Origin of the sequence: Salmonella sp. 32020114201800008SM (assembly GCF_017572025.1) — a bacterium.
Classification (GTDB): Bacteria; Pseudomonadota; Gammaproteobacteria; order Enterobacterales; family Enterobacteriaceae; genus Salmonella; species Salmonella enterica.
On the sequence record NZ_JAGEQM010000006.1, the window covers coordinates 68,569 to 88,741 of the forward strand.

At 56.4% G+C, this 20,173-nt stretch carries 14 protein-coding genes; 12 read left to right on the top strand and 2 right to left on the bottom strand.

Features of this window, described 5'->3' with window-relative positions:
• Nucleotides 1-6 precede the first annotated feature (6 nt).
• The 5 genes from hscA (at nucleotide 7) to sseB (ending at nucleotide 4,822) form a co-directional block, all read left to right on the top strand.
• Nucleotides 7-1,857: a Fe-S protein assembly chaperone HscA gene (hscA, locus tag J4613_RS16405; RefSeq protein WP_001196652.1), complete on the top strand. Its 1,851-nt coding sequence runs from the start codon at nucleotides 7-9 to the stop codon at nucleotides 1,855-1,857.
• Nucleotide 1,858: 1 nt separating this feature from the next.
• Complete coding sequence (gene fdx / locus J4613_RS16410; RefSeq protein ID WP_001124466.1) at nucleotides 1,859-2,194, top strand: ISC system 2Fe-2S type ferredoxin; 336 nt, start codon at nucleotides 1,859-1,861, stop codon at nucleotides 2,192-2,194.
• 11 nt (nucleotides 2,195-2,205) lie between these two features.
• Nucleotides 2,206-2,406: a Fe-S cluster assembly protein IscX gene (gene iscX / locus J4613_RS16415; protein WP_000523621.1), complete on the top strand. Its 201-nt coding sequence runs from the start codon at nucleotides 2,206-2,208 to the stop codon at nucleotides 2,404-2,406.
• Nucleotides 2,407-2,652: 246 nt separating this feature from the next.
• Entirely contained in the window at nucleotides 2,653-3,936 is a 1,284-nt protein-coding gene (gene pepB / locus J4613_RS16420) for an aminopeptidase PepB (RefSeq protein ID WP_000133541.1), read from the top strand.
• Between the two features lie 109 nt (nucleotides 3,937-4,045).
• Nucleotides 4,046-4,822, top strand: coding sequence for an enhanced serine sensitivity protein SseB (gene sseB / locus J4613_RS16425; protein WP_001533245.1), 777 nt, complete (start codon nucleotides 4,046-4,048; stop codon nucleotides 4,820-4,822).
• Between the two features lie 568 nt (nucleotides 4,823-5,390).
• Here sseB and J4613_RS16430 read toward each other — a convergent pair.
• Both J4613_RS16430 and sseA read right to left on the bottom strand, forming a co-directional pair.
• Entirely contained in the window at nucleotides 5,391-6,059 is a 669-nt protein-coding gene (locus J4613_RS16430; protein WP_000355343.1) for a DUF5066 family protein, read from the bottom strand.
• A 246-nt stretch (nucleotides 6,060-6,305) separates the two neighbouring features.
• The gene (gene sseA / locus J4613_RS16435; protein WP_000205251.1) at nucleotides 6,306-7,148 is read right to left on the bottom strand and encodes a 3-mercaptopyruvate sulfurtransferase; all 843 of its coding nucleotides are present in this window, start codon (nucleotides 7,146-7,148) and stop codon (nucleotides 6,306-6,308) included.
• Nucleotides 7,149-7,356: 208 nt separating this feature from the next.
• Between sseA and J4613_RS16440 the strand changes: the two genes are divergently transcribed.
• From J4613_RS16440 to ndk, 7 genes are all read left to right on the top strand, one after another.
• Nucleotides 7,357-12,291, top strand: coding sequence for an alpha-2-macroglobulin (locus tag J4613_RS16440; RefSeq protein ID WP_198871419.1), 4,935 nt, complete (start codon nucleotides 7,357-7,359; stop codon nucleotides 12,289-12,291).
• Entirely contained in the window at nucleotides 12,292-14,607 is a 2,316-nt protein-coding gene (gene pbpC, locus J4613_RS16445; protein ID WP_023200122.1) for a peptidoglycan glycosyltransferase PbpC, read from the top strand.
• A gap of 155 nt (nucleotides 14,608-14,762) precedes the next feature.
• Entirely contained in the window at nucleotides 14,763-17,141 is a 2,379-nt protein-coding gene (locus tag J4613_RS16450; RefSeq protein WP_021000600.1) for a DMSO/selenate family reductase complex A subunit, read from the top strand.
• On the top strand, nucleotides 17,138-17,767 hold the full coding sequence (locus tag J4613_RS16455) for a DMSO/selenate family reductase complex B subunit (protein ID WP_000077440.1): 630 nt from the start codon (nucleotides 17,138-17,140) through the stop codon (nucleotides 17,765-17,767). The genes J4613_RS16450 and J4613_RS16455 overlap by 4 nt, the downstream gene beginning before the upstream one ends.
• Nucleotides 17,760-18,569, top strand: a complete 810-nt coding sequence (locus J4613_RS16460; RefSeq protein WP_021000599.1) for a dimethyl sulfoxide reductase anchor subunit family protein — start codon at nucleotides 17,760-17,762, stop codon at nucleotides 18,567-18,569. Before J4613_RS16455 ends, J4613_RS16460 begins: the two co-directional genes overlap by 8 nt.
• Nucleotides 18,569-19,432 (top strand): 4Fe-4S binding protein, encoded by an 864-nt coding sequence (locus J4613_RS16465; protein WP_111742265.1) that lies wholly within the window; start codon nucleotides 18,569-18,571, stop codon nucleotides 19,430-19,432. Before J4613_RS16460 ends, J4613_RS16465 begins: the two co-directional genes overlap by 1 nt.
• A 120-nt stretch (nucleotides 19,433-19,552) precedes the next feature.
• On the top strand, nucleotides 19,553-19,984 hold the full coding sequence (gene ndk / locus J4613_RS16470) for a nucleoside-diphosphate kinase (RefSeq protein ID WP_000963846.1): 432 nt from the start codon (nucleotides 19,553-19,555) through the stop codon (nucleotides 19,982-19,984).
• Nucleotides 19,985-20,173 lie beyond the last annotated feature (189 nt).

Below are 20,173 nucleotides of genomic sequence, written 5' to 3' on the forward strand. Positions count from 1 at the left end.
TCTAACATGGCCTTATTACAAATTAGTGAGCCTGGTCTGAGCGCCGCGCCGCATCAGCGTCGTCTGGCGGCGGGCATCGACTTAGGCACTACCAACTCTCTGGTTGCGACGGTTCGCAGCGGCCAGGCGGAAACTCTGCCTGACCACGAAGGGCGCCACCTGTTGCCTTCAGTGGTTCACTATCAGCAGCAGGGCCATACGGTCGGTTACGCTGCGCGTGACAATGCCGCGCAGGATACGGCCAACACTATCAGCTCTGTGAAACGCATGATGGGACGCTCGCTGGCGGATATCCAGGCGCGCTATCCGCATCTGCCTTACCGGTTTAAGGCAAGCGTTAATGGGCTGCCGATGATTGACACGGCGGCTGGATTGCTCAATCCGGTACGCGTATCGGCTGATATTCTCAAAGCGCTGGCCGCGCGGGCTAGCGAATCGCTCTCCGGCGAGCTGGATGGTGTGGTGATTACCGTTCCCGCCTATTTCGATGATGCCCAACGTCAGGGGACGAAAGACGCCGCGCGGCTGGCAGGCCTGCATGTACTGCGCCTGCTCAACGAACCGACGGCGGCGGCGATTGCCTACGGTCTGGACTCAGGCAAAGAAGGCGTTATCGCTGTTTACGATCTCGGCGGCGGTACCTTCGATATCTCTATTTTACGCCTGAGCCGCGGGGTGTTTGAAGTGCTGGCGACGGGCGGTGATTCTGCGCTCGGCGGCGACGACTTTGACCATCTGCTGGCGGACTATATTCGCGAGCAGGCGGGAATTGCCGATCGTAGCGACAATCGCGTTCAGCGCGAATTGCTGGATGCCGCGATTGCGGCGAAAATCGCCTTAAGCGATGCCGATACTGTTCGCGTTAACGTTGCGGGCTGGCAGGGGGAGATCACTCGCGAGCAGTTTAACGATCTCATTTCCGCGCTGGTTAAGCGCACGCTATTGGCCTGCCGTCGCGCATTGAAAGATGCCGGCGTTGATCCCCAGGACGTTCTGGAAGTGGTCATGGTCGGCGGTTCGACCCGTGTACCGCTGGTGCGTGAGCGGGTGGGCGAATTTTTTGGCCGCACGCCGTTAACCGCTATTGACCCGGATAAAGTGGTCGCTATTGGCGCAGCGATTCAGGCCGATATTCTGGTCGGCAACAAGCCGGACAGCGAAATGCTGCTGCTGGACGTGATTCCACTCTCTCTTGGGCTGGAAACGATGGGCGGCCTGGTGGAAAAAGTCATTCCGCGCAACACCACTATCCCGGTGGCGCGCGCGCAGGATTTCACCACCTTCAAAGACGGCCAGACCGCGATGTCTATCCATGTGATGCAGGGCGAACGCGAACTGGTGCAGGACTGCCGCTCGCTGGCGCGCTTTGCGCTGCGCGGGATTCCGCCGCTGCCGGCGGGCGGGGCGCATATTCGCGTGACCTTCCAGGTAGACGCCGATGGCCTGTTGAGCGTCACCGCAATGGAAAAATCCACCGGCGTCGAGGCCTCCATTCAGGTCAAACCTTCCTATGGCCTGACCGATAGCGAAATCGCCTCGATGATCAAGGATTCCATGAGTTTTGCCGAGCAGGACGTGAAAGCGCGTATGCTGGCGGAGCAAAAAGTCGAAGCCGCGCGCGTGCTGGAAAGTTTGACCGGCGCGCTAACTGCCGACGCCGCGCTGTTAAGCGCCGCAGAACGTCAATGCATTGATGATGCCGCCGCACATTTAAGCGCGGTCGCACAAGGCGATGATGTTGACGCCATAGAACAAGCCATTAAAAACGTAGATAAACAAACCCAGGAATTTGCCGCTCGCCGCATGGACCAGTCGGTTCGTCGCGCGTTGAAAGGCCATTCCGTAGACGAGGTTTAACATGCCGAAGATTGTTATTCTGCCTCATCAGGATCTTTGTCCGGATGGCGCAGTTCTGGAAGCTGAGACCGGTGAAACCATTCTTGACGTTGCGCTGCGCAACGGCATCGAGATTGAACACGCCTGTGAGAAATCGTGCGCCTGCACCACCTGTCACTGTATTGTACGTGAAGGCTTCGACTCCTTGCCGGAAAGTTCGGAAGAAGAAGACGATATGCTGGATAAAGCGTGGGGGCTGGAGCCGGAAAGTCGACTGAGCTGCCAGGCCCGCGTTACCGACGACGATCTGGTTATCGAAATTCCACGTTACACAATCAACCATGCGCGTGAGCATTAACAGAGGGTAGTATGGGACTCAAGTGGACCGATAGCCGCGAGATCGGCGAAGCGTTATACGACGCATATCCTGATGTCGATCCTAAAACCGTTCGTTTCACCGATCTGCATCAGTGGATCTGCGAACTGGACGATTTTGACGACGACCCTAACGCATCCAATGAAAAAATTCTGGAGGCGATTCTGCTAGTCTGGTTGGATGAAGCAGAGTAATTTTTGCGTCATGATCCTCGCCGCAGGTGCGTTGGCTACGTTCGCTCACCCCAGTCACATAGTTTGCTATGCTCCCGGGGATGATGAGGGACATCCTTGTCCCTCACCAGAGGCAGCCTTTGGCTGTGCAAATTCGTTCCCGACGAATTTGTCGCTCACTTGCCGCCTTCCTGCAACGCGAATCATTTAGCAAAAGATCTAACGGGCTGCCCTACGGCGGCCCGTTTGCTAATAAGGAAAATAACAATGACAGAAGCCATGAAAATTACGCTTTCCACGCAGCCTGCCGATGCGCGCTGGGGCGATAAAGCCACTTACAGTATTAATAACGACGGTATTACCTTGCATCTTAACGGTAAAGACGATCTGGGATTGATCCAGCGTGCGGCGCGTAAAATCGACGGCCTGGGAATAAAACAGGTCGCGCTGACAGGCGAAGGATGGGATACCGAGCGTTGTTGGGCATTCTGGGCGGGTTACAAAGGACCAAAAGGCGTCCGTACCGTAATGTGGCCGGATTTAGACGATGCCCAACGTCAGGAGCTGGATAACCGCCTGACCATTATTGACTGGGTGCGCGACACCATTAATGCTCCGGCGGAAGAGCTTGGGCCGGAGCAACTGGCGCAGCGCGCGGTGGATCTGCTGTGCAGCGTCGCGTGCGATAGCGTCACTTACCGTATCACCAAAGGCGAAGATCTGCGCGAGCAGAACTATATGGGGCTGCATACCGTAGGCCGTGGTTCTGAGCGTCCGCCGGTGCTGCTGGCGCTGGATTACAACCCGACGGGAGACAAAGATGCGCCGGTTTATGCCTGCCTGGTCGGTAAAGGTATCACCTTTGACTCCGGCGGCTACAGTATCAAACAAAGCGCTTTTATGGACTCAATGAAATCCGATATGGGCGGCGCGGCGACAGTAACGGGCGCGCTGGCGTTCGCCATTACCCGTGGGTTGAATAAACGCGTAAAACTGTTCCTGTGTTGCGCCGATAATCTGATCAGCGGCAATGCGTTTAAACTGGGCGATATTATTCGCTACCGTAATGGCAAGAATGTTGAAGTCATGAATACCGATGCGGAAGGGCGACTGGTGCTGGCGGATGGCCTGATTGACGCCAGCGCGCAACACCCGCAGCTAATCATTGATATGGCGACGTTAACCGGCGCGGCGAAAACGGCGCTGGGTAACGACTACCATGCGCTATTCAGTTTTGACGATACGCTGGCGGGGCGCTTGCTGACCAGCGCGGCGCAAGAGAATGAGCCGTTCTGGCGTCTGCCGCTGGCGGAGTTCCACCGTAACCAACTGCCGTCTAACTTTGCGGAACTGAACAACACCGGCAGCGCGGCTTATCCCGCCGGGGCAAGCACCGCCGCGGGTTTTCTGTCGCACTTTGTTGAAAATTACCGCGAAGGCTGGCTGCACATTGACTGTTCCGCCACTTATCGCAAAGCGCCGGTTGAGCAGTGGGCTGCCGGGGCAACCGGTCTGGGTGTGCGCACCATCGCGAATCTGCTGACCGCCTGAACGGTGTTTTTGTAGGCCGGGTAAGCGAAGCGCCACCCGGCATTTTGCCTGATGGCGACGCCGTGCGTCTTATCAGGCCTACAACCCATATACATAATTTGTGATTCCTATGTCCGAAACTAAAAATGAATTAGAAATTTTGCTGGAGAAAGCGGCGACTGAGCCCGCGCATCGTCCGGCATTTTTCCGTACCTTACTGGAGTCCACCGTCTGGGTGCCGGGCAGCGCTGCCGAAGGCGAGGCGATTGTGGAAGACAGCGCTCTGGATTTGCAGCACTGGGAAAAAGAAGACGGCACGACCGTCATTCCCTTCTTTACTTCTCTGGAGGCGCTGCAGCAGGCCGTGGAAGACGAACAGGCGTTTGTGGTGATGCCGGCGCGCACGCTGTTTGAAATGACGCTTGGCGAAACGTTATTCCTCAACGCTAAATTGCCGACCGGCAAAGAGTTTATGCCGCGTGAAATCAGCCTGCTTCTCGCTGAGGAAGGCAGTCCGTTAAGTACGCAGGAAGTGCTGGAAGGCGGCGAGTCGCTTATTTTATCCGAAGTGGCCGAGCCGCCGTCGCAGATGATTGATTCCCTCACTACGCTGTTTAAAACCATCAAACCGGTGAAACGCGCATTTCTCTGCGCGATTAAAGAACATGCGGACGCCCAACCCAATCTGCTGATTGGTATTGAGGCTGACGGCGAGATTGAAGAGATCATTCACGCAGCGGGCAATGTGGCGACCGACACGTTACCGGGGGACGAACCGATCGATATTTGCCAGGTGAGGAAGGGCGAGCAGGGTATCAGCCATTTTATCACCGAGCATATCGCGCCGTTCTACGAGCGCCGCTGGGGCGGGTTCCTGCGCGATTTTAAACAGAACCGAATCATCTGAAGAAAAGAAAGCCGCCCAACAGGGCGGCCTCCTGGCTTACCTGCTCTGGACGTTGAGCGTTACGGGAACAGAGCTACCTGGGTGGCTTCTGTCTGCGTGAAGACACAACGTGCCAGAAACAAGAAGCACGACACAAAAGTATCGTACCTTCATGTTGCGGTCCTTGCGAAGACCGCATCACGGCAGCACCGCTGGCGATAATGCCGTGATAGCAGGCACTACGGTGTGCCTGCGCTTACGGCCATGGGTTATCCTCTCCTGAAGCCAGCGCCCGTTTGCGAGACGGCGGAAAGGGCCGGGAAAGATAATACCTCAAATGTTGAATAGTTTCCCGGTAAATCATATTGACATTTGCTCCCTTAAAAGGGAGTATTAATCCCCTACGGTGTGCCTGCGTTGCTATGGCAACAAAGCCTGCTGGAAAGGCCGCGAACCGGACCAGCACAAAAAAACCGCTCAATTGAGCGGTTTTTTTGTGGCCTGCTTAAACAGAATTTATGTAGATTCGCTTTAAATCAGCCTGAACGGTAGGCCGGATAAGCGTGAGCGCCACCCGACATCATGTCGATTAATCGACGAGCGCGTCCAGTTTTGCCCAAAACGCCTCATGATAATCCTCCAGGTCAAGTAAAGCGGCATCGCGTTGTTCATTCATTTTTTGCTGTGCCTTCCATTGCGGAAGATGTAAATCCTCTTCGGTAAAGCCAATGTCTTTAGCGCCCGAAATAATATTATAGAGATATTCCACCAGAGAAGACTCCGCCAGCCAGAATTCATTACGTTCCATGCGGGCAATAGGGTATTCGCCGTTGGCATCCCGTTCTGTGATATAGATAAAAATGGCCTGATCGCCGACATGATCGATACGAATTAATGCCGGAAGACGGGGATCGTTACTCCAGACAGGCATCAGATCTTCAATATCAATACCTGAGCTATCCATGCCAACGCCGTAATACGCCTCTTCATCAGGGGAGTAAGAATGAATTACTCCCTCTTTATCAATAGATCTTTGTAATGTTTCAATCACAGGCATATTATAATTGCTAAGTAGATCGCGGTCGTAGGCCAGTAGCGCCTTCAGGCTTTCAGGTAACTCAGTGGTTTCCGTATTTTGCGGATCGCGATACTTACGCACTCGCAGACGACTTATTTCCTCGGCAGACATAGGAGTAGGTACCTTATTACGGTTAACCTTTTTAACCAACTCAATTAAATTAGTGAGTGAAATATCCATTTTCCATCCTTAAAAAATTATATTTACAGGAGTTATTTTCCGGTGAAAACAAAAACAGCGGTAATGATACTCCTTATACCGGACGTAAAGTATTTACCGATAAAAAATAGGATTTTATTAAGAGAAAATAATGCCCGTTTGCAGGACAGCGGAAAAGAGCGGAATAAAAACAATGTCTGTAGATCGTTTTACATCAGCCTGAACGGTAGGCCGGATAAGCGTGAGCGCCATCCGGCATGGCGGATATTAAGCGGGTTCAACCGGTAAATCGGTACGCGCGCCCCATTCGCTCCACGCGCCGTCGTAAAGCGTGACGTCAGGCACATCCAGCGTGGCGAGCGCCAGCACCACGACCGCGGCCGTCACGCCGGAACCGCAGCTGGCGATAATCGGTCTGTCGAAACTCACGCCGTGGCTGAAAAAAACCTCATTCAGTTCGTCAGTGGTCTTTAATTCGCCCTCATACACCAGTTCCGTCCACGGGACGTTTAGCGCGCCAGGAATGTGTCCGCGCCTCAGTCCCGGACGCGGTTCATCAGCCTGAGCGTTAAAACGCGCCGCCGGACGCGCGTCAACGATTTGCGCGGTTTTTTCATGGCTTGCCAGCAATACGTCGGTGAGACGCACCACGGCTTGCGGCGTGAATTTCGCCTCAAACTCGCCTCCTTCATGCGCTTCCTCGCCTTCGCGCAATAGCCATTCGTCGCGCTGCCAGCCCGCCAGCCCGCCCGCCAGAATGGACACTTTCTCGGCACCGAACGTGCGCAGCATCCACCATGCCCGCGGAGCGGAGAACAGATTGCCTTCATCGTATATGACCAGGTGTTTATCCTGACGAACACCCAGTTCACGCATGGCTACCGCAAACGCTTCCGGGCGCGGCATCATATGCGGCAGCGGCGATGCGCGATCGGAAAGCGCTTCAATATCAAAAAACAGCGCGCCGGGAATATGTCCGGCGCGATATTCGCCCGCCATATCACGATGTTCCTGTCCTGGCGGCGCCATACGGGCGTCAAGAATCTGTATTTCCGGATCATCAATATGTTCGGCAAGCCAGTCGGCGGCGACAAAAAAGGCGGTGGTCATGGGCATCTCCATTGTTACCTGATTATGGTCAAATTGTCGGACGTTTCCCGAAAAGGGACAAGTAGAAGAGGCTGTTTTGGCTGGCGAAACCACATTTCTGCGTAAAATTTTCGCATCATCACAGTAATACGGACTTACACAATAAAATTTCTCGCGCATAATATCTCATCAACCGTTGCTGACAGGCCGTTAAGGCCAGGGATGAAAGATGAAACATTTACGCGTGGTGGCCTGCATGATCATGCTGGCGCTGGCGGGATGCGATAACAACGATAAAACCGCCCCGACGACTAAAAGCGAAGCGCCAGCCGTAGCGCAGCCCTCGCCCGCGCAAGACCCGGCACAGCTACAAAAGCTGGCGCAGCAAAGCCAGGGCAAAGCGCTCACGCTATTAGACGCCTCCGAAGCGCAGCTTGACGGCGCGGCGACGCTGGTGCTGACGTTTTCAGTTCCTTTAGATCCTGAACAGGATTTCTCCCGTGTGGTTCACGTGGTTGATAAGAAAAGCGGCAGCGTTGACGGCGCATGGGAGCTGGCGCCAAATTTAAAAGAGCTAAGGTTACGTCATCTGGAACCTGAACGCGTGCTGGTGGTCACGGTTGATCCTGCCGTTAAAGCGCTGAATAACGCCACCTTCGGCAAGTCTTATGAAAAAACGATTACCACGCGTGATGTCCAGCCCAGCGTCGGCTTTGCCAGCCGAGGATCGCTGCTACCGGGGAAAATCGCGGAAGGACTGCCGGTCATGGCGCTTAACGTCAACCACGTTGATGTGAACTTTTTCCGCGTTAAGCCCGGATCGCTGGCGTCATTTGTCAGCCAGTGGGAGTACCGTAGTTCTCTCTCTAACTGGGAGTCCGACCATCTGCTGAAAATGGCGGATCTGGTTTATACCGGTCGTTTTGATCTTAATCCGGCGCGTAATACGCGTGAGAAACTGCTGCTGCCATTAAGCGATATTAAGCCGCTGCAACAGGCGGGCGTATATGTGGCGGTAATGAATCAGGCTGGACACTACAACTATAGTAATGCCGCTACGTTGTTTACCCTTAGCGATATCGGCGTGTCCGCGCACCGTTACCATAATCGGCTGGATATCTTTACGCAAAGCCTGGAAAACGGCGCGGCGCAGTCGGGAATTGAGATCGTTCTTCTGAATGATAAAGGGCAGACGCTGGCGCAGGCGACGAGCGACGCGCAGGGGCATGTGCAACTGGAGGCTGATAAAGCGGCGGCGCTATTACTGGCGCGTAAAGAGGGGCAGACCACGCTGCTCGATCTCACGCTTCCGGCTCTGGATCTGTCGGAATTTAATGTCGCTGGCGCGCCCGGCTACAGCAAGCAGTTCTTTATGTTCGGCCCGCGCGATCTCTACCGACCGGGCGAAACGGTTATCCTCAACGGATTACTGCGCGATAGCGACGGTAAAACGCTGCCCGATCAACCCGTTAAGCTGGAAGTGGTAAAACCAGACGGACAGGTGATGCGTACCGTCGTCAGCCAGCCGGAAAACGGGCTATACCGTTTGAATTATCCGCTGGATATCAACGCGCCGACCGGCTTGTGGCATGTCCGCGCCAACACCGGCGATAATTTGCTGCGGAGTTGGGATTTCCACGTGGAAGACTTTATGCCGGAGCGGATGGCGCTCAACCTGACGGCGCAAAAAACACCTCTGGCGCCTGCGGATGAGGTGAAATTCTCCGTTGTCGGCTATTACTTGTATGGCGCGCCTGCTAACGGCAATACCCTGCAAGGGCAACTTTTCCTGCGTCCGCTGCGCGACGCTGTCGCGGCGTTGCCTGGCTTCCAGTTCGGCAATATTGCTGAAGAGAATCTTTCGCGCAGCCTGGACGAAGTTCAACTGACGTTGGATAAAGGCGGACGTGGTGAAGTGAGTGCTGCCAGCCAGTGGCAAGAAGCGCATTCGCCGCTGCAGGTAATTCTACAAGCCAGCCTGCTGGAGTCTGGCGGTCGTCCGGTCACTCGTCGCGTAGAGCAGGCGATTTGGCCTGCCGATACGTTACCGGGAATTCGTCCACAGTTCGCCGCCAAAGCGGTATACGACTACCGTACGGATACCACCGTTAATCAACCGATTGTCGACGAAGACAGCAACGCCGCATTCGATATTGTTTACGCCAACGCGCAGGGCGAGAAAAAAGCGGTGTCTGGTTTACAGGTGCGGCTCATCCGCGAGCGTCGCGACTATTACTGGAACTGGTCGGAAAGCGAAGGCTGGCAGTCGCAGTTTGATCAAAAAGATCTGGTGGAGGGCGAGCAGACGCTGGATCTGAACGCGGATGAAACCGGAAAAGTCAGCTTCCCGGTGGAATGGGGCGCGTACCGTCTGGAGGTCAAAGCGCCGAATGAGACGGTCAGCAGCGTTCGTTTCTGGGCCGGCTATAGCTGGCAGGATAACAGCGACGGTAGCGGCGCGGCGCGTCCGGATCGCGTCACCCTCAAACTGGATAAAGCGAGTTATCGTCCAGGCGATACCATGAAATTGCATATCGCCGCGCCGGTCGCTGGTAAAGGTTATGCGATGGTGGAGTCCAGCGACGGTCCGCTGTGGTGGCAGGCGATCGATGTGCCGGCACAAGGTCTGGAGCTCACGATTCCGGTGGATAAAACCTGGAATCGCCACGATCTCTATCTCAGTACGCTGGTGGTGCGTCCCGGCGATAAATCTCGTTCCGCGACGCCAAAACGCGCCGTGGGGTTACTACACCTACCGCTGGGGGATGAAAACCGCCGCCTCGATCTGGCGCTGGAAAGCCCGGCTAAAATGCGCCCGAATCAGCCGCTCACCGTCAGGGTGAAAGCCAGCGTTAAACACGGCGAAATGCCAAAACAGATCAACGTGCTGGTCTCCGCGGTCGATAGCGGCGTATTGAATATCACCGATTACGCGACGCCGGACCCGTGGCAGGCGTTCTTCGGTCAAAAACGCTACGGTGCGGATATCTACGATATTTACGGCCAGGTCATTGAAGGGCAAGGACGGCTGGCGGCGTTGCGTTTTGGCGGCGATGGCGACGACCTTAAGCGCGGCGGAAAACCGCCGGTAAACCATGTCAATATTATCGCGCAGCAGGCGCAGCCGATTACGCTCAATGAGCAGGGCGAAGGCGTCGTAACGCTGCCGATTGGCGACTTTAACGGCGAACTGCGGGTTATGGCGCAGGCATGGACAGCGGACGATTTTGGCCGCGGCGAAAGCAAAGTCGTTGTCGCCGCGCCAGTGATTGCCGAGCTGAATATGCCGCGTTTTCTGGCGGGAGGGGATGTTTCGCGACTGGTGCTGGACGTCACCAATCTGACCGACCGTCCGCAGACGCTGAATATTGCGCTCGCCGCCAGTGGGTTACTGGAACTGCTTAGCCAGCAGCCGCAACCGGTCAACCTGGCGCCGGGCGTGCGCACTACCTTATTCGTTCCGGTACGCGCGCTGGAAGGTTTTGGCGAAGGCGAAATCCAGGCGACCATTAGCGGTCTGACTCTGCCGGGAGAAACCCTCGACGCGCAGCATAAGCAGTGGCAAATCGGCGTGCGTCCGGCCTGGCCTGCCCAAACGGTAAATAGCGGCATTGCGCTGGCGCCGGGAGAGAGCTGGCATGTACCAGAGCAGCATCTGGCAAACGTCTCGCCAGCCACGTTGCAGGGACAACTGCTATTAAGCGGAAAACCGCCGCTCAATCTGGCGCGCTACATTCGCGAGCTGAAAGCATATCCGTACGGGTGCCTGGAACAAACCACCAGCGGGTTATTCCCGGCGCTGTATACCAATGCCGCTCAATTGCAGTCGCTCGGTATTACCGGCGATAGCGATGAAAAACGGCGCGCTGCGGTGGATATCGGCATCTCCCGGATACTACAGATGCAGCGTGATAACGGCGGTTTTGCGCTATGGGATGAAAATGGGGCGGAAGAGCCCTGGCTAACGGCCTACGCGATGGATTTCCTTATTCGCGCGGGCGAGCAGGGATATAGCGTCCCGCCGGAAGCCATTAACCGGGGCAATGAGCGACTGCTGCGCTATCTGCAGGATCCCGGCACGATGCTGATTCGTTATAGCGATAATACCCAGGCCAGTACTTTTGCCGCTCAGGCTTACGCCTCGCTGGTACTGGCGCGTCAGCAGAAAGCGCCGCTCGGCGCGCTGCGCGAAATCTGGGAGCGCCGTAGTCAGGCGGCTTCAGGACTGCCGCTGATGCAATTGGGCATCGCGTTAAACACGATGGGTGATGCCAGACGCGGCGAAGAGGCCATTACGCTGGCTCTGAATACGCCGCGTCAGGACGAACGGCAATGGATAGCGGATTACGGCAGTTCTCTGCGCGATAACGCTCTGATGTTGTCGTTACTGGAAGAGAACAACCTCAGACCGGACGCGCAAAACGCGCTATTAAGCTCGCTTTCTGAGCAGGCCTTCGGTCAGCGCTGGCTCTCTACCCAGGAGAACAATGCCTTGTTCCTCGCCGCGCATTCGCGACAGGCCAGTGCGGGCGCCTGGCAGGCGCAGACCTCGTTAGAGGCGCAGCCGCTGTCGGGCGACAAGGCGCTGACCCGTAATCTGGATGCTGACCAGCTGGCCGCCCTTGAGGTGACGAACATCGGTAGCCAGCCGCTATGGCTGCGTCTGGATAGCAGCGGCTATCCCTCATCTGCGCCTGAGCCTGCCAGCAACGTTTTGCAGATTGAACGACAAATACTGGGGACCGATGGTCAGCGCAAATCGCTGTCCTCGTTGCGTAGCGGCGAACTGGTGCTGGTCTGGTTAACGGTAGTGGCCGATCGCAATGTGCCGGATGCGCTGGTGGTGGACCTGCTCCCGGCCGGGCTGGAGCTGGAAAACCAGAATCTGGCTGACAGCAGCGCCAGCCTGCCGGAGAGCGGTAGCGAAGTGCAAAATCTGCTTAATCAGATGCAGCAGGCGGATATTCAGTATATGGAATTCCGCGACGATCGGTTTGTGGCTGCCGTCGTTGTCAATGAGGGCCAGCCCGTGACGCTGGTCTACCTGGCGCGCGCGGTAACGCCGGGGACGTACCAGCTTGCGCAACCGCAGGTGGAATCGATGTACGCGCCTCAGTGGCGGGCAACCGGCGCGAGCGAGGGGCTGCTGATTGTGACGCCTTAAATGAACGGTTGGCGTGGTAAACGTGGCCGCTGGCTGTGGCTGGCGGGCGCGCCGCTTTTTATTTTCCTGGCGTTATGGGCAGCGGATAAACTCTGGCCGCTGCCGCTCAATGAGGTCCATCCTGCGCGGGTCGTGGTAGCCCATGACGGTACGCCGCTGTGGCGCTTTGCCGACGCCGGGGGGATCTGGCGTTATCCGGTGACGATTGAAGAGGTCTCTCCCCGCTACCTGGAGGCCCTAATCAATTACGAAGATCGCTGGTTCTGGCGGCACCCTGGCGTTAACCCTTTCTCCGTCGCGCGCGCGGCATGGCAGGATCTTACCGCCGGGCGCGTTATTTCCGGCGGCAGTACGCTGACTATGCAGGTGGCGAGACTGCTGGACCCGCATTCGCGCACGTTCGGCGGTAAAATCCGCCAGCTTTGGCGCGCCCTCCAGCTTGAATGGCATTTGTCCAAGCGCGATATCCTGACGCTGTACCTGAACCGCGCGCCGTTCGGTGGCACGCTACAGGGTATTGGCGCTGCAAGCTGGGCCTACTTCGGCAAGCCGCCCGCGCGCCTGAGCTACGCTGACGCGGCGCTGCTGGCCGTATTGCCGCAGGCGCCGAGCCGGTTACGCCCCGACCGCTGGCCTGCGAGAGCCGAAGCGGCACGGAATAAAGTGCTGGATCGGATGGCGGAGCAGGGCGTCTGGCCTGCCGAAACGGTACGCGAGTCGCGTGAAGAGCCGGTCTGGCTGGCGCCGCGTCAAATGCCGCAACTGGCGCCGCTTTTTGCCCGAATGATGTTGAGTAAAAGCCGGAGCGACAAAATTGTGACCACGCTGGACGCCGGATTGCAGCGGCAACTGGAAGATCTGGCGCGGGCATGGAAAGGGCGGCTGCCTGCACGCAGTTCGTTGGCGATGATCGTCGTCGATCATACCGATATGAGCGTGCGCGGCTGGGTAGGATCGGTAGACCTTAATGACGACAGCCGTTTTGGTCATGTCGACATGGTAACGGCGATCCGATCGCCGGGATCGGTACTCAAACCCTTTGTGTACGGTCTGGCGCTGGATGACGGCTTGATCCATCCCGCATCATTATTACAGGACGTTCCGCGCCGCACCGGAGATTACCGCCCGGGAAACTTCGACAGCGGATTTCACGGCCCGGTCAGCATGAGCGACGCGCTGGTACGCTCGCTGAATCTGCCTGCCGTTCAGGTACTTGAAGCCTATGGGCCGAAACGATTTGCGGCAAAACTGCGTAACGTCGGCCTGCCGCTATATTTGCCTGCTGGCGCGGCGCCCAATCTTTCGCTGATTCTGGGCGGCGCGGGCGCGCGGCTTGACGAGATGGCGGCGGCATACAGCGCGTTCGCTCGTCATGGGAAAGCGGCGAAACTACGGTTACAGCCGGACGATCCGCTGTCGGAAAGACCATTAATGTCGCCGGGAGCGGCGTGGATCATTCGACGGATTATGGCGGATGAAGCGCAACCCTTGCCGGATAACGCGCTGCCGCGCATTGTGCCGTTGGCGTGGAAAACCGGCACCAGCTACGGCTATCGCGATGCGTGGGCTATTGGCGTTAACGCGCGCTATATCATCGGCATCTGGACAGGCAGACCCGACGGCACGCCTGTGGTGGGGCAATTTGGTTTTGCCAGCGCGGTGCCATTGCTTAACCAGGTCAATAATCTGTTACTGGCGCATACGGGACGCCTGCCGGAAGATCCGCGTCCGCAGGCGGTAAGCCGCGGCGTCATTTGCTGGCCGGGTGGACAGACTCTGCCTGCCGGAGACAGCAACTGTCGCCGCCGACTGGCGACATGGCTGCTTGACGACAGCCAGCCGCCCACGCTGCTGTTACCTGAGCAGGAAGACATCAACGGTATTCGTTTCCCGGTCTGGCTGGATGATACGGGGCGGCGTGTCGCTGCCGACTGTCCGCAGGCGCGTGCGCATACGTTTATCGTCTGGCCGCGGCCGCTGGAGCCGTGGCTGCCGCCTGCGGAAAGACGTAGCGCCCGCTTGCCCGCGGCGTCCGCTTACTGTCCGCCGCTACAGGGCAATGATGCCGCGCCGTTAATGCTGTCAGGAGTGAGGGATGGCGCGGTGATCAGGCAATTGCCAGGCCAGGAAAACGTTACGCTGCCCGTCTCGACTACCGGCGGTAAAGGGCGTCGCTGGTGGTTTTTAAATGGCGAACCTGTTAATGGCGCAAACAATCGTCTTTCTTTATTACTCAATATCGCTGGACGTTATCAACTTGTCGTAATGGATGAGTCCGGTCAGGTTGCTGCGGTTAATTTTGAATTAATACGTTAACAACTCTTCAGAATAAATTATGAATTTCATTTAATTTAAAGTTAATGAGAATTATTAATTTTTCCGGAATTATCCTTAATGAGGGAGCTTGATAAATATCAAGAGAACCAGCGCATAAAAACGTGAGAATGGGTTTTTATTTGACGAGTCGGATCATGAAAAATATAAAAAGCCAGGGAAATGGCGAACAGCCCGCTATTTCTCGCCGCCACTTTATCCAGGCCAGCTCCGCGCTTATTGCGTTACCGTTTGTCTCCTCGCCAGCTATCGCTCAGGCGCGCGCTGTGACGGCAACTGAAAACAGGCCTGCGGAAAAAGTCGTTCAGACATGCAGCACTTTTGACTGCGGGGGCAAATGCGATATTCGGGCGCATGTTAGTGACGGTATCGTGACGCGAATTTCAACGCGACCGGATAATGCGCTGGATGCGCAAATGCCGGTGATGCGTGCCTGTGTTCGTGGACGCGCATACCGTAAATTTGTTTATCACCCCGATAGACTTAAATATCCCATGAAGCGCGTAGGAAAACGCGGTGAAGGAAAGTTCGAGCGAATTTCCTGGGATGAAGCGACAACCTTAATCGCCGATAATTTAAAATCGATTACTGAAAAATATGGCCCGGCTTCGCGCTATGTTCATGTTGGCACCGCCGTTTCCGGCGGCACCTTTTCCGGCGATAAAATGGCGCGTCGCCTGCTGAATCTGACCGGCGGCTATCTCGAAAGCTACCATTCTGTGAGCATGGGCAATACGGCGGCCGCGACGCCTTATACTTACGGCATTGCCGCCAGCGGCAGTTCGCTGGATACGCTTTTGGAGACCAAACTGGTGATTCTGTGGGGCCATAACCCGACGGAGACCATTTTTGGTCATACCAACTATTTCTTGCAGAAGATGAAGCAGAACGGTACGCGGTTTATCGTGGTCGATCCGCGCTATTCCGACACCGTTTCGTCGCTGGCGGATCAGTGGATCCCGCTACTGCCCACCACCGACAATGCGCTGATGGACGCGATGATGTACGTCATCATCAGCGAGAATCTGCACGATCGCGCATTTATTGCGCGCTACGCTATCGGTTTTGACGAAGACTCAATGCCGGAAGGCGTACCGGCTAACGAATCGCTGGTGGCGTATCTGACCGGCGCCAAAGACGGTGTCGTTAAGTCCCCCGAGTGGGCGGAAAAGATCACCCATGTGCCGGCGCAAACCATACGCCAGTTAGCGCGTGATTACGCGAATACCAAACCCGCCGCGTTGATTCAGGGGTGGGGACCACAGCGCCACAACTGCGGCGAGCGCACCGCGCGCGGTTCGACTCTACTGGCGACCATTACCGGTAATGTCGGCATCAAAGGCGGTTGGGCTGCGGGTTACGGCGGCTGCGCTAACCGTAAATTCGCCGCGGGTCCGGAGATGCCGGATAACCCGGTAAAAGCCAAAATTTCGGTGATGAACTGGGTGCAGGCCGCAGACGACGCCAGCAAAGTGACGCCGGATATGGGACTGAAAGATGCCGATAAGCTGGACAGTAACATCCGTATTCTGTTCTCGCTGGCCGGGAACTATCTGGCGAATCAGAACCCCGATCTGCACCAGGCGGTACGCGTACTGGAGGATGAATCAAAGATCCAGTTTATTGTCGCCAGCGATCTGTTTATGACGCCGAGCGCGAAATACGCTGATCTACTGCTGCCGGAAACCAGCTTTATGGAACGTTGGAACATCGGTGAAACCTGGGGCACGGCAAGCTACCTGATACTCTCTGAAAAACTGATCGAGCCTGAATTTGAGCGTCGCTCCGACTACGACTGGCTACGTGAGGTGGCGGCGAAATTAGGCATTGAAAACGAATTTAGCCAGGGGCGCGATGAGAAAGCGTGGATTGAACACATCTGGGAACAGACGCGCCTGGCGATGCCGGACGAAAATCTGCCGGATTTCGCCACGCTGCAAAAGACCCGTCAGCATCTGTTCAAAAGCGCGCCATTTATCGCCTTTGAAGACAATATTCGCGATCCGGACAATCATCCGTTCCCGACGCCGTCAGGGAAAATAGAGATCTTCTCGAAGCGCCTGTACGACATGCAGCATCCGGAAATCCCGGCGTTGTCGCACTACGTTCCCGCGCATGAAGGCCCGGAGGATGCGCTGGTGAAAGATTTTCCGCTCCAGTTAATTACGTGGAAAGGAAAAAACCGCGCCAACTCAACGCAATACGCTAACCCGTGGCTGATTGAAGTGCAGCAGCAGACATTGTGGATCAACCCGCAGGATGCGCAAACGCGCGGCATTACGCATGGCGACATGGTACGCATTCATAACTCACGCGGGATTTGCGAAATCCCGGCGGAAGTAACGCCGCGCATTATTCCCGGCGTTGTCGCGATGCAGGCCGGCGCCTGGTGGCAGCCGGATGAAAACGGCGTTGATAAAGGCGGCTGTGCGAACGTCCTCAGCTCGGCCCGTATTACCGCGCTGGCGAAGGGAAATTCACATCAAACCATGCTGGTGGAGGTGGCTAAAGCATGAGTCAGTTTACACATTACCCGCCGGTGAGCGATAAACAACTGGGGTTTTTTATCGACTCCTCACGCTGCTCCGGTTGTAAAGCCTGCCAGGTGGCCTGCAAAGACAAAAACAATCTGGAAGTAGGCCGTCGTTTCCGCCGCGTCTATGAAGTCAAGGGCGGAAGTTTCATCCCGACCGGGCAGGGCGGGGTCAGCAATAACGTATTTGCTTATACGCTTTCTATTTCCTGCAACCACTGTGCAGACCCTGTCTGCACCAAAAATTGCCCGACTACCGCTATGCATAAACGCCCGGGCGACGGCATTGTGCGCGTTGATACCGACAAATGCGTCGGCTGTGGCTATTGCGCCTGGTCCTGCCCTTATGGCGCGCCACAGCTTAACGAGCAGACCGGCCAAATGTCCAAGTGCGACATGTGCGTTGATTTACTGGCGAAAGGTGAATCGCCCGTCTGTGTCGCGACCTGTCCGCTTGAGGCCATCAAGTTTGGCCCGATTGATGAACTGCGCGCGAAGTACGGTAGCGTATGCGACGTTAACGGGCTGCCAGATTCATCCATAACCAAGCCTAATCTGGTTGTCAAAGCGCATCAGGGCGCAGAAAAAGAGGGTAAACGCCATGCATGAGTTACCGCTGCTGATTTTTACGCTCTGTTTGCAAGGGTCTGTGGGTGTGACTCTGTGGCTGGCGTTGGGCCGCCAGTACGCCGTAGAGGGACGCGTGCCTGCACGCGGCGCGCTTCCCGCGATGGCGGGGGCGTTTGTACTGGCCTGCGTGGGGCTGCTTGCTTCAGCGCTGCACATGGGCTATCCCCTGAATGCGCTAAATGCGTTACGTCATGTCGCCAGTTCGTGGCTGAGTCGCGAAATCGTCTTTGCCAGCCTTTATCTGGCGGCGCTGGGACTGGGGGTTGTGCTGCTGTTTTTCCGAAAGCCAGGCTGGCAGCCGCTGCTGGCGCTGGCGGCAACGTTCGGGCTGGTGGATGTATTCTGCATGGCCCAGGTTTATATCCATGCCTCGGTGGCGACCTGGCAGCATAGCAACACGCTGGCGCTGTTCTTTGGCACGTCAGGCATTATCGGCTCGGTAGTCATTGCGCTGGCTTATCTGCGCAACGCTGGCGCCGCAATGCGCTGCGCTGTGGTGGTGGTCGCACTGATGGTGCTGATTCGCCTGATCATGCAGCCGCTATGGCTGGCGGATATTAATGCGGTGGATACGACGGTCGTCACTTTCCCGCATCATCCGCTACAGGCGCTGGCGCAGTTGCGTGACGTCTATCTTCTCGGCTGGTGTGTCTCAGCGGCGGGAATGCTCTGCTTTGCCGCAGGCGGTCTGCGAAACGCCAGAGGGACGCTGGTGGCGGGCAGCGTATTGCTGCTTATCGGCGAGATTATGCTGCGCTACGTCTTCTTTAGTATTGGCTGATGGTTAACCTGACGATCGATCCGGCGGTAGACGTGACGCAGGCTTGCGTCCGTCGTCGCTTTCGTTTTTCTTCCTGCCGCGCTTGCGCCAATGTTTGTCCGGCGCAGGCGTTTTCGCTGGCGCAGGGGCAGGTCAGCATAGATACGACGCGCTGCATAGCCTGTGGCGACTGTCTGTTTGTCTGTCCTGTTGACGCCATTACCGGTATCAAACCGGTTAAACGCTTTGTGCAGGGGGATACGTTGGTGGGGCCGTTTTCGCTACAGGCGCCAACGGTCGATGAACTGCTTCTCTGGCACAGCCAGTACGGTATTCGCTTTATTGATATTGCGGTGGAGCGATCGGCGCAGTGGCTGATGGCGCTGGCGGGGCTAAATTTAGCGCTGCGCCGCTACGGCGAGCCGGGCTGGTCTTTCAAACACGTTGTCGGCGCGGAGATTAACGCCTCGCGGCGCACTCTGTTTCATGTTCCGCGCGACGCCATTACCCCGTGCGCCGTCGAGCCGGGGAAACGGCGTCTCAGAGAGGCGTTTTCCGCGTTCAGCGAATGCGTACCCGAAATCAGTCCGCAAGAGTGCAGGATGTGCGGCGCCTGCTGGCGAAGCTGCCCGGAGAACGTTATCCAGTTTGACGACAATACCCTGACGATAGTGGCGGCGCGTTGTACGGGATGCGGCGGCTGTGCGGCGGTATGTCCGCATCAGGCGCTGCGGCTGCGGTTTGACGTGGAACCCGCCTCAACGCGGCATAGTGCGGCGTATACGCTCACCTGCGAAAGCTGCAAACGTACTTTTCATGCTCTCACGCCTGAACACACGCACTGCGTGCTGTGTCAGTCCCCTGAGTTTGCTGTGCGCCTTTAACTTTTGTTGCTAATGCTCATTTTATTTTAAAAAAATGTTACCTGCATCCATAGGCAATTGATGGGATGCTCTTTATAATCCGCGCCTGACATAACAACAGAACATATTTCAGAGGTAAACATGGCTATTGAACGGACTTTTTCCATCATTAAACCCAACGCGGTGGCAAAAAACGTTATTGGCAGCATCTTTGCGCGCTTTGAAGCTGCAGGGTTCAAAATTGTTGGCACTAAAATGCTGCACCTGACCGTTGAGCAGGCGCGCGGCTTCTATGCTGAGCACGACGGCAAGCCGTTCTTTGACGGTCTGGTGGAGTTCATGACCTCTGGCCCTATCGTGGTATCCGTGCTGGAAAGTGAAAATGCGGTACAGCGTCATCGCGATCTGCTTGGCGCCACCAATCCGGCGAACGCGTTGGCGGGTACGCTGCGCGCCGACTACGCTGATAGCTTAACTGAAAACGGCACCCACGGTTCGGATTCGCTGGAATCCGCGCAGCGCGAAATCGCCTTTTTCTTCGGTGAAGGCGAAGTGTGCCCGCGCACCCGTTAATCTCCTTCGTCTTTCACGCTGCAAATGCGTTGGCGATAAATTATCGGTTCAAATATTATTTTTGCTAATGCCGCGTGCAGACGTGGCATCCTTACGCCAGAATTTGTACAATGCAGCGCCCCCGGACGAGCAGTAAGCTTACCGGGGCGTTTCTTTTTTCAACCCTCCAGGGGCCATAACGTGTAATAA

Coding starts and splice junctions, on each gene's coding strand:
- ndk (WP_000963846.1), top strand. CDS start 19,553: ATGGCTATTGAACGGACTTTTTCCATCATTAAACCCAACGCGGTGGCA.
- fdx (WP_001124466.1), top strand. CDS start 1,859: ATGCCGAAGATTGTTATTCTGCCTCATCAGGATCTTTGTCCGGATGGC.
- J4613_RS16455 (WP_000077440.1), top strand. CDS start 17,138: ATGAGTCAGTTTACACATTACCCGCCGGTGAGCGATAAACAACTGGGG.
- J4613_RS16465 (WP_111742265.1), top strand. CDS start 18,569: ATGGTTAACCTGACGATCGATCCGGCGGTAGACGTGACGCAGGCTTGC.
- sseA (WP_000205251.1), bottom strand. CDS start 7,148: ATGACCACCGCCTTTTTTGTCGCCGCCGACTGGCTTGCCGAACATATT.
- J4613_RS16430 (WP_000355343.1), bottom strand. CDS start 6,059: ATGGATATTTCACTCACTAATTTAATTGAGTTGGTTAAAAAGGTTAAC.
- J4613_RS16440 (WP_198871419.1), top strand. CDS start 7,357: ATGAAACATTTACGCGTGGTGGCCTGCATGATCATGCTGGCGCTGGCG.
- pbpC (WP_023200122.1), top strand. CDS start 12,292: ATGAACGGTTGGCGTGGTAAACGTGGCCGCTGGCTGTGGCTGGCGGGC.
- pepB (WP_000133541.1), top strand. CDS start 2,653: ATGACAGAAGCCATGAAAATTACGCTTTCCACGCAGCCTGCCGATGCG.
- J4613_RS16450 (WP_021000600.1), top strand. CDS start 14,763: ATGAAAAATATAAAAAGCCAGGGAAATGGCGAACAGCCCGCTATTTCT.
- iscX (WP_000523621.1), top strand. CDS start 2,206: ATGGGACTCAAGTGGACCGATAGCCGCGAGATCGGCGAAGCGTTATAC.
- sseB (WP_001533245.1), top strand. CDS start 4,046: ATGTCCGAAACTAAAAATGAATTAGAAATTTTGCTGGAGAAAGCGGCG.
- hscA (WP_001196652.1), top strand. CDS start 7: ATGGCCTTATTACAAATTAGTGAGCCTGGTCTGAGCGCCGCGCCGCAT.
- J4613_RS16460 (WP_021000599.1), top strand. CDS start 17,760: ATGCATGAGTTACCGCTGCTGATTTTTACGCTCTGTTTGCAAGGGTCT.